Source organism: Pseudomonas sp. H1h, assembly GCF_000633255.1.
Classification (GTDB): domain Bacteria; phylum Pseudomonadota; class Gammaproteobacteria; order Pseudomonadales; family Pseudomonadaceae; genus Aquipseudomonas.
This window is the reverse complement of sequence record NZ_AYMJ01000017.1, coordinates 22,040-34,029: the sequence shown is the minus strand read 5'-3', so window position 1 is coordinate 34,029 and position 11,990 is coordinate 22,040. Positions and strand designations below refer to the sequence as shown.

The window sequence follows — 11,990 nt, the reverse complement described above, 5'->3', positions numbered from 1 at the left end:
AGCCAGACTCAGCCCTTGAGCACCCGCGCCAACGTCGACTTTACCTTGCCCATCCCGTCATGCAGCGCCTGCTCGATCTCGGCCATGGTGATCACCGCCGTGGTCTTGCCCGCTGCCGGGTTCACCACCAGCGACAGACAGGCGTAATCCAGGTCCAGCTCACGGGCCAATGCCGCTTCCGGCATGCCGGTCATGCCAACGATGTCGCAGCCGTCGCGCTCCAGACGCACGATCTCCGCCACCGTTTCCAGGCGCGGGCCCTGGGTGCAGGCATACACGCCTTGATCGCTGTACTCGCAGCCTTCAGCAGCCAGCGCGGCGATCAATTGCTGACGCAACGGCTCACTGTAGGGGAAGCTGAAATCGATGTGGGTGACGTGCTCCAGATCATCGGCGAAAAACGTGTGCTCGCGACCGCTGGTGTAGTCGACGATCTGATGCGGCACGCAGAAGTGTCCAGTGCCCATGGCGGGATGAATCCCACCCACCGCGTTGACCGCGATGATCGCTTCGGCGCCGGCCTGCTTCAGCGCCCACAGGTTGGCGCGGTAGTTGACCTTGTGTGGCGGGAAGCGGTGCGGATGGCCGTGACGGGCGAGGAACAGCACTTCCTTGCCAGCGTACTCGCCGACCTGCACTTCAGCCGACGGCGCACCATAAGGCGTATCCACCGCCAACGACTGACGAATGCTCAAGCCTTCAAGCTGAGTCAGGCCGGTGCCACCGATGATTGCGTAAACCGTCATAACGAATGAGTCCTTAATCGATCAATTGAGCGTCTTTGAGCGCGCCGATGGCAGTGAGCCAACGCGGATCCTGACGATAGTCGGTGCTGGCAAACGCCTGTCCGCGCATCCGCGCAATGCGCGCGGACGGTTTGACCTTCATCCGTTGTGCAGCGCTCAGGGCCAGTTCGGCCGCAGCACGGTCGTTGCACACCAGGCCCATGTCGCAACCAGCGCTGAGCGCGGCCTCGATACGGCTGGCGGCGTCACCGACCACGTGGGCGCCGGCCATCGACAGGTCGTCGCTGAAGATCACACCGTCAAATTGCAACTCGCCGCGCAGGATGTCCTGCAACCAGCGGCGGGAGAAACCGGCAGGCTGCGAATCGACTTGCGGATAAATCACATGCGCCGGCATCACCGCCGCCAGTTGCTTGCTGAGCCTGGCGAACGGCACGAGGTCGTTGGCGCGGATTTCGTCGAGACTGCGCTCGTCGTTCGGGATGGCCACGTGGGAGTCGGCTTCAGCCCAGCCATGACCGGGGAAATGCTTTCCGGTGGCAGCCATGCCGGCGCTGTTCATGCCGCGGATAAACGCTCCGGCAAGCAATGCGGCGCGCTCGGGGTCACCCTCGAACGACCGGGTGCCGACCACGGCGCTGCGCTGGTAGTCCAGGTCCAGCACCGGGGCGAAACTCAGGTCGAGGCCGACCGCCAGCACCTCGGTGGCCATGATCCAGCCGCATTGCTCGGCGAGGTATTCGGCATTCGGATTGTCAGCAATGGCGCGCATCGCCGGCAAGCGCACAAAGCCCTGACGCAAGCGCTGCACACGACCACCCTCCTGGTCCACCGCCAGCAACAGGTCCGGGCGAATGGCGCGAATCGCGGCGCTCAACTCCCGCACCTGGCGCGGATGCTCGATATTACGGGCAAAAATGATCAGGCCGCCCACTTCGGGCTGGCGCAACAATTGGCGATCCTCGGCCGTCAGCCAGGTACCGGCGACGTCCACCATCAACGAGCCTTGCAGGCCAGCAGTCATAGAGATTCCTTGAAAACGAAAAACCCGTCCCGCACGACATCGCCACCGAGGGCAGTGCCCGGCAGGTTGGCGATGGTCATGGGAAACGGGTTCAGAACGAGAGTCGACATGGGCGGCTAGCTTAGCGGATGTAAACTGCCGCGCCCACCCGTGCGCGGTTAAACCTTGGCGGCCACCGGGGTCGATTTGCTGCGGGGGCGAAGTTGCGCTGTCGCCATCGCAGGATCGGTGACACCGGTTTCGGCGCGCATGCCGGCAGCGAGGAACGGCACCATCAGGCGCATCACCTGCTCGATCGAGGTGTTGACGCCGAAATCGGTCTCGGCAATCGCACGCAAGGCCTTGATCCCCGACATGCTGAACGCCGCCGCACCGAGCATGAAGTGCACGCGCCAGAACAGCTCGATAGGCGGAATCCGTGGGGCTGCCTCATTGACCAGCAGCATGTAGCGGCGGAACACCTTGCCGTACATGTCTTCCAGATAACGACGCAGGTGGCCCTGGCTCTGACTGAACGCCAGGCCCAGCAAGCGCATGAAGATCGACAGGTCATTACCGCTGCGTGGCTGCACCACCAGCGCCTGCTCAACGAGGATCTCCAGCAGCTCTTCAAGCGTCGGCTTGTTTTCAGGCTTGGCCTGACGCCGCTCCAGCTCTTTATCGAGGCTGATGCAGAACGGCCCGAGGAAGCGCGAGAACACTGCCTGGATCAGGGCTTTCTTGGAGCCGAAATGATAGTTCACCGCAGCCAGGTTGACGCCGGCCTTGCTGGTGATCAAACGCAATGAGGTTTCCGCGAAACCTTTCTCCGCGAACAACTGTTCGGCAGCATCAAGAATGCGTTCAACGGTTTCCGACTGGGCCATGGCTACTCCGCCTGACAAACACTTGTTTGAAACATACGTTTCAGCCTGTGCCTTGTCAAGCCTGCCAGTTCGTTTTGGGAATGGTCGGTCAGCTATTTAACCACACTCACCCGCGCCATTAATAAGCGTGGCCGCCGACCGTCCGGCGGCCTGCAAAAAAACGGGCATTGCCAAGACCGCTTCACTGTATATAATCCCAGTCACTGTATAAAAAGACAGAGCGATCAATATGCTAAAGCTGACGCCACGCCAAGCCGAGATTCTGGCCTTTATCAAACGCTGCCTTGAAGACAACGGCTACCCGCCAACCCGCGCGGAAATCGCTCAGGAACTGGGCTTCAAATCGCCGAACGCGGCTGAAGAACACCTCAAGGCGCTCGCCCGCAAAGGCGCCATCGAGATGACCCCGGGCGCCTCGCGCGGCATTCGCATCCCGGGCTTCGAAGCCAAGGCTGACGACTCCACCCTGCCGATTATTGGCCGGGTCGCCGCCGGCGCACCGATCCTCGCCCAGCAGCACATCGAAGAATCCTGCAACATCAACCCGGCCTTCTTCCATCCCCGCGCCGACTACCTGCTGCGCGTGCACGGCATGAGCATGAAGGACATCGGCATTTTCGACGGTGACCTGCTGGCGGTGCATACCACCCGCGAGGCACGCAATGGCCAGGTCGTGGTTGCACGTATCGGTGACGAAGTGACCGTCAAGCGCTTCAAGCGTGAAGGCAGCAAGGTCTGGCTAATTGCCGAAAACCCCGAGTTCGCCCCTATTGAAGTGGACCTGAAAGATCAGGAACTGGTGATCGAAGGCTTGAGTGTCGGCGTAATCCGCCGCTAAAGGAGGCTTTATGCAGTTCCCACACACACCTCAGCAAACACAACTGCCTTTATTCGAAGCGTTTCTGGCACAACCGATGGCGCCGACCCTGAAAGACGTGGTCGAGCGCCCCTGGATTGCCGAACCGGAAGTATTCAGTGAGCTGTCACTGCGCGGTGCAGCAGGGAACTGCCTGAACCTGCTCGCCCCGATCCTTCGCGAACTGAGCGAGGATCAGGATGCCCGCTGGCTGACACTGATTGCCCCGCCTGCCAGCCTGACCCAGACCTGGCTGCGCGAGGCCGGCCTGAACCGCGAACGCATCCTGCTGTTGCAGCCACGGGGCGCGCAAAGCGCACAGCAACTGGCGTGTGAAGCACTGCGCCTGGGTCGCAGCCACACGGTCGTGACCTGGCTCAACCCGCTGAACACCGGCTCACGGCAACAACTGATCAGCGCTGCCCGCATAGGCGACGCGCAGAGCTTGAACATTCGATTGGGTTGATTCACTTGTAACGCGCGCTGTGTGAAGCGCATGGCTTCTCCAGGGACAGAGAAGCCGACTTGATACAGTACCGGCTAACGCCGAAAGGCAGGGGATCAGTGAAGAACCCGCGGCCCCTCTTCCTTATCAAATTCGCCTTCAACCATACGACCGGCCATCTGCACGCCGACGCTCAACATCGCCTTGGCGATTTCCACGTGCTGGCCTTGCAGGAACGCCTTGGCATCCTCGGAGAAATCCAGCGTCACCAGAGAACCCTCGTCCTCAGCCCTGCGCAGTTCGATTCGGCCGTCTGGTAACTCGACAATTTCTAGAAAGGACGTTGGCATATAGGTCTGTTCTCCACGAAAGGCAGGGATTATATAGACATCATTCGGGCTTCGCTCGGGATCTTGACCAGCAGCATGTTTCAGATTGCCACCGTGTCAATTGTCCTCAGCATTCGTTCAAGCCTTCGCGAAAACGAATGGCCAGCCCCTTGAGATTCTGCCGCCAGCTCTCCAGCTCTTCGCGACTCAACTCCTGCGGCGCCTCCTCTTCATCCAGATTAACGGCCTGAATCAATGGCTGTGTCACATCACCCTTTGGCTTGTGTGGCACCCGTGGTGGCTGGAACAGCGCCGAATGCGCCGCCAACAGTTTCGCCAGCCAGGTTTCAGGATTGCCGGCCAGCTCAACCATCTCCGCCAACTCAGGGATCGCAATCGATTCCAGAACCTCACGAGTCAGAAGCGTTTCTGCCCGCGGCGCATTAGCCTGAGGCAAACGGTAGAAACCGGCGATCTCATGACACAGCCCCAAAAGCGCGCCGTAAAGATGGAACAACGCCGATTCACGCCCTGCCTGAATCAACGCCAACGAGTTCATCGCCCGGCCTTCTTCGGCGCGAGCCAGGGCTTCCAGCGACAGGCCGGCAAAATAGATCTTCTGATTGGTGCGGGTATAGAGTTCGTGCGCCATGCCGGCAGTCTCCACAACGAAATAATTGCGTCACACAGGCCGGACAGTGTCATGGATCAGTCGATCCCACCGCAAGCACAAAACAAAAAGGCCGCATGAAAACCCGAGGGTCATCATGCGGCCTTGTGTGTATCGGACTAGCGCTTACTCAGCCTTGGCTTTCGTGCGCTTGTCTTCAACGGTCCACTTGCCACCGTCGTAGTAAGCTTTCCAACCGGTAGGCTTGCCGTCGACCTCGGTCTGCACGTATTGCTCCTTGGTCTTGCGGCTGTAGCGGATAACGGCTGGCAGACCATCAGGATCCTTCTGCGGCGCTTCGCACAGGAAGTGATACTTCGGATCGATCTCGTCCTTGTGCGGCAGAATTTCGATCACCAGCGGAGCACGGGTCTCACGATTTTTCGGGAACTGGCTGGCTGCCAGGAACAGACCGGACGCACCGTCGCGCAGGATGTAGGTGTCGTTGACCTTTTCGCATTTCAGCTCAGGCATCTTCACCGGGTCCATCTTCGGCGGCGCCGCATCACCGCTCTTGAGCAGTTTGCGGGTGTTTTTGCACGCCGGGTTGGTGCACCCGAAGAACTTGCCGAAACGGCCAGTCTTGAGCTGCATCTCGCTGCCGCACTTGTCGCATTCCAGGCTCGGGCCTTCGTAGCCCTTGATGCGATAGCTGCCTTCTTCGATTTCGTAGCCAGCGCAATCCGGGTTGTTGCCGCAGATGTGCAGCTTGCGCTTCTCGTCGAGCAGGTAAGCGTCCATCGCCGTGCTGCAGATCGGGCAGCGATGCTTGCCACGCAGTACCAACGATTCCGACTCGCCTTCGTCGTCTGCGGCAATCTCGTCGCCCGGCACCAGGTTGACAGTGGCCTTGCAGCGCTCTTTCGGCGGCAGGCTGTAGCCCGAGCAACCGAGGAACACACCGGTCGATGCGGTACGGATCTGCATCGGGCGGCCGCACGTGGTGCAAGGGATGTCGGTCATGACCGGCTGGTTGGCACGCATGCCGCTATCCGGGTTTTCGGCTACTTCGAGTTTCTTTTTGAAATCGCCGTAGAACTCGTCCAGCACGTTTTTCCAGTCGCGCTCGCCCTGGGCCACGTCATCGAGGTTCTCTTCCATGCCGGCAGTGAAGCCGTAGTCCATCAGGTTCGAGAAGCTCTCCGACAGACGCTCGGTGACGATGTCACCCATCTTTTCCGAATAAAAACGACGGTTGTGCAGGGTCACATAGCCGCGATCCTGAATGGTCGAAATGATCGCAGCGTAGGTCGAAGGACGACCGATACCGCGCTTTTCCATTTCCTTGACCAGGCTGGCTTCGGAGTAGCGTGCCGGCGGCTTGGTGAAGTGCTGGGACGGATCAAGCTTGATCAGCTTCATCACGTCGCCCTGCGCCATGTCCGGCAGAACGTCGTCATCGCCAGGCTTGGCGATCTGCGGCATCACGCGGGTGTAACCGTCGAACTTCAGAATACGGCCCTTGGCACGCAGCTCGAAGTCGCCAGCACCTACGCTGACAGTGGTCGACAGGTATTGCGCCGGCAGCATCTGGCAAGCGAGGAACTGGCGCCAGATCAGCTCGTAGAGGCGCTCGGCATCACGCTCCATGCCTGCAAGCTTGCTCGGCGTGGTGTTGGCGTCGGAAGGACGAATCGCTTCGTGAGCCTCCTGTGCGCCTTCTTTGCTGCTGTAGACGTTTGGCGTTTCCGGCAGGTACTTCTTGCCGAACTCGTCTTCGATGTAGGTACGCGCCATCGCCACGGCATCGGCCGAGAGGTTGGTCGAGTCGGTACGCATATAAGTGATGTAGCCGGCTTCGTACAGACGCTGGGCCATCATCATGGTTTTCTTCACGCCGAAGCCCAGGCGGTTACTCGCGGCCTGCTGCAGGGTGGACGTGATGAACGGCGCCGAAGGCTTGCTGCTTGTCGGCTTGTCTTCGCGCTTGACGATGCTGTAGCTGGAAGACTTGAGCTTCTCCAGCGCGGCCATGGCCTGAGCTTCGTTGAGCGGCTTGAAGGCTTCGCCTTTCTCGCGAGCTACTTCGAAACGCACGGTCGAGCCTTTGGCGGTGCCGAGGTCGGCGTGAACTTCCCAGTACTCTTCCGGGTTGAACGCACGGATTTCACGCTCTCGCTCGACTACCAGCTTCACGGCAACCGATTGCACGCGGCCGGCGGACAGGCCACGGGCGATTTTCGACCACAGCAGTGGCGAAACCATGTAACCCACGACGCGGTCAAGGAAGCGACGCGCCTGCTGAGCGTTTACACGATCGATGTCCAGTTCGCCAGGCTCGGAGAAGGCTTCCTGAATCGCCTTCTTGGTGATTTCGTTGAACACCACTCGCTTGTAGCGGCTGTCGTCACCACCGATGGCTTCGCGCAGGTGCCAGGCAATGGCTTCCCCCTCGCGATCCAAGTCGGTTGCGAGATAGATGGTGTCAGCATCCTTGGCGAGCCGGCGCAGCTCTTCGATGACCTTTTCCTTGCCCGGGAGGATCTCGTACTTGGCTTTCCAGCCATGATCGGGATCGACACCCATGCGCGAGACCAGCTGCTTGCGCGCCTTCTCTTTAGGGGAGAGCACCGGACCTTCGCCTGCGGCAGCCTTGCCGCGCTTGGCGGCTGGCTCTTTGCTGGCGCTAGCCGAACCGCTGGTGGGCAGGTCTCGGATATGGCCGATACTCGACTTCACCACGTATTGGTTACCCAGATACTTGTTGATGGTCTTGGCCTTAGCCGGGGATTCCACAATGACCAGCGATTTGCCCATGGATCAGAAAATTCCTGAATTCTAGAAGTGAAAGGCGGTTGGCGCCTGACGCGGCACCGCTATATATAGTTGATACAAGGTGAGGTCAAGCACAGGGTTCTGTGCGCACTCGCCTTATGCCCTGGAAAAAAGGCTCGGTTCGGCTTGCACCAAAGCAAAGCGTGGCACCTGCTCGCCGTCAACCTCGACCGACTCGACGAACATGCTCAAAGGGCGCACCCAAAAGCCGTAATCCCCATACAGGGCTTGGTAAAAGACCACTTCTTCTTCGGTCTCGGAATGCCGCGCGACACTGAATACGCGGTACTGCGGACCTTTGTAATGTTGGTAGAGCCCAGGTTGTATCGGCATGTTTTGGCCCTCACTCAATTTTTTTCAAAATAAATACAAAAATAAATCCACAAAAACAAAAACCGGGGCACTTGGCCCCGGCTTCCATCGACGAGACGCTTAAACGCGTTCGAAGACGGTGGAGATGCCTTGGCCGAGACCAATGCACATAGTGGCCACCCCGAAGGTGCCGCTATTCTGCTTCATCACGTTCAGCAAGGTGCCGGAGATACGGGCACCGGAGCAACCGAACGGGTGACCCAGGGCGATCGCGCCGCCGTGCAGGTTAACCTTCTCGTTCATCTTGTCGAGTACTTTCAGATCTTTCAGCACCGGCAGGGCCTGTGCGGCGAAAGCTTCGTTGAGCTCGAAGAAGTCGATATCGTTGATGCCAAGGCCCGCACGCTTCAGGGCTTTTTGTGTAGCCGGCACTGGACCATAGCCCATGATCGCCGGATCCACACCCGCCACTGCCATCGAACGGATCACGGCCATCGGCTGGATCCCCAGGTCCTGCGCACGCTGCGCCGACATCACGATCATGCACGAAGCACCATCGGTGATCTGCGACGAAGTACCGGCAGTCACGGTGCCGCCCTTTGGATTGAAGGCAGGCTTGAGGGCCGCCAGACTTTCCAGGGTGGTTTCCGGACGAATGGTTTCGTCGTAGTCGAACAGCTTCAGGAAGCCGTTTTCGTCGTAGCCCTGCATCGGGATGATTTCGTCTTTGAACTTGCCTTCCACAGTCGCTTTGTGGGCGAGTTGGTGGGAGCGCACGCCAAAGGCATCCTGCTGCTCACGGGTGATGCCGTGCATCTTGCCCAGCATTTCTGCGGTCAGACCCATCATGCCCGAAGCTTTCGCCGCGTACAGCGACATGTGCGGGTTCGGATCGACGCCGTGCATCATGCTGACGTGACCCATATGCTCGACGCCGCCAACCACGAACACGTCACCGTTACCGGTCATGATCGCTTGCGCAGCAGTGTGCAGCGCACTCATCGACGAGCCGCACAGGCGGCTGACAGTCTGGCCGGCAGAAGTGTGTGGGATCTGGGTCATCAGCGACGCCATGCGTGCGATGTTCCAGCCCTGCTCCAGGGTCTGGTTGACGCAGCCCCAGATCACGTCCTCGACTTCAGCAGGATCGACCTTGGTGTTGCGTTCCAGCAATTTGCTGATCAGGTGCGCCGACATGTCTTCGGCGCGGGTGTTGCGGTGCATGCCGCCCTTGGAGCGGCCCATCGGAGTACGACCGAAGTCGACAATCACGACGTCTCTAGGATTCAAGCTCATAAGTTCACTCTCACTCTAGTTGGGGGCGCTTAACCGAAGAAGCTCTGGCCGTTTTTGGCCATCTCACGCAGCTTCGCGGTCGGGTGGTACAGCGCGCCCAAATCAGCGTACTGGTCAGCCAGGGCAACGAACTCGGCAACACCGATCGAATCGATGTAGCGCAGCGCACCGCCACGGAATGGAGGGAAACCGATACCGTAGACCAGACCCATGTCGGCTTCGGCGGCGGTTTCAACGATGCCGTCTTCCAGGCAACGCACGGTTTCCAGGCACAGCGGGATCATCATCCAGTTGATGATGTCTTCGTCAGTGACTTCGCGCTGCTCGTAAACGATCGGCTTGAGCACTTCCAGCACCGACGGATCAGCGACTTTCTTCTGCTTGCCTTTCTTGTCGGCCTCGTAGGCGTAAAAGCCCTTGCCATTCTTCTGGCCCAGGCGCTTGGATTCGTAAAGCACGTCGATGGCCGAACGACGGTCATCCTTCATACGGTCCGGGAAGCCTTCAGCCATCACGTCACGACCATGGTGGCCGGTGTCGATGCCGACCACGTCCATCAGGTACGCCGGGCCCATCGGCCAGCCGAATTTTTCCATGACCTTGTCGATACGGACGAAGTCCACACCGGCGCTGACCAGTTTGGCGAAACCGCCGAAGTACGGGAACAGCACACGGTTGACCAGGAAGCCCGGGCAGTCGTTGACGACGATCGGGTTCTTGCCCATTTTCTTGGCGTAGGCAACGGTGGTGGCAACAGCCAGCTCGCTGGACTTCTCGCCACGGATCACTTCCACCAGTGGCATCATGTGCACCGGGTTGAAGAAGTGCATGCCGACGAAGTTTTCCGGACGCTTGAGGGCCTTGGCCAGCAGGCTGATGGAAATGGTCGAAGTGTTGGACGCGAGGATTGTGTCCTCTTTGACCTGACCTTCAACTTCAGCCAGCACAGCTTGCTTGACCTTCGGGTTCTCGACCACAGCTTCGACAACCAGATCGACGTGACCGAAGTCGCCGTAGGACAGGGTCGGACGAATACCGTTGAGCACTTCAGCCATTTTCGCGGCGGTCATGCGGCCCTTGTCAACGCGGCCAACCAGCAGTTTGGCGGCTTCGGCCAGACCCTGCTCGATACCGTGCTCGTTGATGTCCTTCATCAGGATCGGCGTACCTTTGGAGGCCGACTGATAAGCGATACCGCCACCCATGATGCCAGCGCCCAATACAGCGGCCTGTTTCACGTCTTTGGCGATTTCGTCGTAGGCCTTGGCCTTTTTCTTCAATTCCTGATCGTTCAGGAACAAACCGATCAAGCTCTGCGCGGCAGAGGTCTTGGCCAGTTTGACGAAACCGGCGGCTTCGACTTCCAGCGCTTTGTCACGACCGAAGTTCGCGGCTTTCTGGATGGTTTTGATCGCTTCAACCGGCGCCGGGTAGTTCGGGCCAGCCTGGCCTGCCACGAAACCTTTGGCGGTTTCGAAAGCCATCATTTGCTCAATGGCGTTCAGCTTGAGTTTTTCAAGTTTCGGCTGACGCTTGGCCTTGAAGTCGAACTCGCCGGAGATGGCGCGCTTGATCAGTTCAAGGGCAGCTTCCTGCAGCTTCTCTGGAGCAACCACGGCATCGACGGCGCTGACTTTCAGGGCGTCTTCAGGGCGGTTTTCCTTGCCGGCGGCAATCCATTCGATGGCGTTGTCGACACCGATCAGACGTGGCAGACGCACAGTACCGCCGAAGCCTGGGTAGATACCCAGTTTGACTTCCGGCAGACCGATCTTGGCCTTGGTCGACATGACGCGATAGTCAGCTGCCAGGCACATTTCCAGACCGCCACCCAGGGCGATGCCGTTGATCGCGGCCACGGTCGGAACGTTGAGGTCTTCGAAATCGCTGAAGATCTTGTTGGCTTCGAGATTGCCAGCAACCAGCTCGGCATCCGGCAGCTTGAAGTTGTCGACAAATTCGGTGATGTCGGCGCCGACGATGAATACGTCCTTGCCACTGCTGACGATCACGCCCTTGATCGAAGCATCTGCCTTGATGGTGTCTACGGCCTGACGCAGTTCGTTCAGGGTAAGACGGTTGAACTTGTTGACGGACTCACCCTTGAGGTCGAATTTCAATTCGACGATGCCACTTTCAAGAGCTTTAACCGTGATGGCTTTACCTTCGTAAATCATCAACTGATCTCCACGATATGGAAGCTGAACAGTACACGTCGGACGCAGGTAAATGGCTCGGCAGGACGCTTTTTCGTCGATGCTGACGCCAATCCACCCGGCACACCCGCCAACGCGATAGTCGGGATTCTGTAGGAGCAGTCTGTAAGACAAACGCTCAATTCATACGCCCGTTTGATTTGGGTACGTCACCTTCACGGAATTTCCAGCAATTGTCAATCGCCCAAAATACGGGTTGAAATGCGACTTTGCGGTCACTTCCGTCGCACACAGACCTGCAACACGGCACTGCATGCAAAGCCATTCATAGAATCAATAGTTAGAAAAGTCGCCCTAATTCACCGCGGGCCTTGTTTAACAGGCTACGCTGGCTGGACTACAGGGAGATTCGTTGACCGCGCAAAGTCGAGTCAACGACAAAAACAGTTACCGGCCTGCCTGGCCACCCCGCCCGATGAATCATGTCGGGCTTTTTATTGCTCGTCTGCCGGACG

At 59.0% G+C, this 11,990-nt stretch carries 11 protein-coding genes; 2 read left to right on the top strand and 9 right to left on the bottom strand.

Translation table 11 applies throughout. The features are described from left to right. Window positions 1-8: 8 nt before the first annotated feature. The 3 genes from U862_RS0114570 to U862_RS0114560 all read right to left on the bottom strand — a co-directional run bounded on the left by U862_RS0114570 (window position 9) and on the right by U862_RS0114560 (window position 2,636). On the bottom strand, window positions 9-746 hold the full coding sequence (locus U862_RS0114570; protein WP_025111060.1) for an S-methyl-5'-thioinosine phosphorylase: 738 nt from the start codon (window positions 744-746) through the stop codon (window positions 9-11). A 13-nt stretch (window positions 747-759) separates the two neighbouring features. Continuing rightward, complete coding sequence (gene nagZ / locus U862_RS0114565; protein ID WP_025111059.1) at window positions 760-1,770, bottom strand: beta-N-acetylhexosaminidase; 1,011 nt, start codon at window positions 1,768-1,770, stop codon at window positions 760-762. 158 nt (window positions 1,771-1,928) lie between these two features. Further along, on the bottom strand, window positions 1,929-2,636 hold the full coding sequence (locus U862_RS0114560) for a TetR/AcrR family transcriptional regulator (protein ID WP_007961819.1): 708 nt from the start codon (window positions 2,634-2,636) through the stop codon (window positions 1,929-1,931). 229 nt (window positions 2,637-2,865) lie between these two features. On the opposite strand from U862_RS0114560, the gene lexA reads away from it, so the two are divergent. Next, window positions 2,866-3,474, top strand: coding sequence for a transcriptional repressor LexA (lexA, locus tag U862_RS0114555; RefSeq protein WP_003226590.1), 609 nt, complete (start codon window positions 2,866-2,868; stop codon window positions 3,472-3,474). A gap of 10 nt (window positions 3,475-3,484) precedes the next feature. Then, window positions 3,485-3,958: an SOS-induced cell division inhibitor SulA gene (gene sulA / locus U862_RS0114550; protein ID WP_025111058.1), complete on the top strand. Its 474-nt coding sequence runs from the start codon at window positions 3,485-3,487 to the stop codon at window positions 3,956-3,958. Window positions 3,959-4,053: 95 nt separating this feature from the next. On the opposite strand, the gene U862_RS0114545 is transcribed toward sulA, so the two are convergent. The 6 genes from U862_RS0114545 to fadB all read right to left on the bottom strand — a co-directional run bounded on the left by U862_RS0114545 (window position 4,054) and on the right by fadB (window position 11,496). Further along, window positions 4,054-4,287, bottom strand: coding sequence for a hypothetical protein (locus tag U862_RS0114545; protein WP_003226592.1), 234 nt, complete (start codon window positions 4,285-4,287; stop codon window positions 4,054-4,056). 106 nt (window positions 4,288-4,393) lie between these two features. After that, complete coding sequence (locus U862_RS0114540) at window positions 4,394-4,918, bottom strand: DUF6586 family protein (protein ID WP_025111057.1); 525 nt, start codon at window positions 4,916-4,918, stop codon at window positions 4,394-4,396. A gap of 144 nt (window positions 4,919-5,062) precedes the next feature. Further along, on the bottom strand, window positions 5,063-7,693 hold the full coding sequence (topA, locus tag U862_RS0114535) for a type I DNA topoisomerase (protein ID WP_025111056.1): 2,631 nt from the start codon (window positions 7,691-7,693) through the stop codon (window positions 5,063-5,065). Between the two features lie 114 nt (window positions 7,694-7,807). Next, window positions 7,808-8,044 carry a DUF1653 domain-containing protein gene (locus U862_RS0114530; RefSeq protein WP_025111055.1) on the bottom strand — a complete coding sequence of 79 codons (237 nt, stop codon included), beginning with the start codon at window positions 8,042-8,044 and terminating at the stop codon, window positions 7,808-7,810. Between the two features lie 99 nt (window positions 8,045-8,143). Beyond that, window positions 8,144-9,319, bottom strand: a complete 1,176-nt coding sequence (gene fadA, locus U862_RS0114525; protein ID WP_025111054.1) for an acetyl-CoA C-acyltransferase FadA — start codon at window positions 9,317-9,319, stop codon at window positions 8,144-8,146. 29 nt (window positions 9,320-9,348) lie between these two features. After that, complete coding sequence (gene fadB / locus U862_RS0114520; RefSeq protein ID WP_025111053.1) at window positions 9,349-11,496, bottom strand: fatty acid oxidation complex subunit alpha FadB; 2,148 nt, start codon at window positions 11,494-11,496, stop codon at window positions 9,349-9,351. Window positions 11,497-11,990 lie beyond the last annotated feature (494 nt).

Coding starts and splice junctions, on each gene's coding strand:
- topA (WP_025111056.1), bottom strand. CDS start 7,693: ATGGGCAAATCGCTGGTCATTGTGGAATCCCCGGCTAAGGCCAAGACC.
- fadA (WP_025111054.1), bottom strand. CDS start 9,319: ATGAGCTTGAATCCTAGAGACGTCGTGATTGTCGACTTCGGTCGTACT.
- lexA (WP_003226590.1), top strand. CDS start 2,866: ATGCTAAAGCTGACGCCACGCCAAGCCGAGATTCTGGCCTTTATCAAA.
- U862_RS0114545 (WP_003226592.1), bottom strand. CDS start 4,287: ATGCCAACGTCCTTTCTAGAAATTGTCGAGTTACCAGACGGCCGAATC.
- fadB (WP_025111053.1), bottom strand. CDS start 11,496: ATGATTTACGAAGGTAAAGCCATCACGGTTAAAGCTCTTGAAAGTGGC.
- U862_RS0114530 (WP_025111055.1), bottom strand. CDS start 8,044: ATGCCGATACAACCTGGGCTCTACCAACATTACAAAGGTCCGCAGTAC.
- U862_RS0114560 (WP_007961819.1), bottom strand. CDS start 2,636: ATGGCCCAGTCGGAAACCGTTGAACGCATTCTTGATGCTGCCGAACAG.
- nagZ (WP_025111059.1), bottom strand. CDS start 1,770: ATGACTGCTGGCCTGCAAGGCTCGTTGATGGTGGACGTCGCCGGTACC.
- U862_RS0114570 (WP_025111060.1), bottom strand. CDS start 746: ATGACGGTTTACGCAATCATCGGTGGCACCGGCCTGACTCAGCTTGAA.
- U862_RS0114540 (WP_025111057.1), bottom strand. CDS start 4,918: ATGGCGCACGAACTCTATACCCGCACCAATCAGAAGATCTATTTTGCC.
- sulA (WP_025111058.1), top strand. CDS start 3,485: ATGCAGTTCCCACACACACCTCAGCAAACACAACTGCCTTTATTCGAA.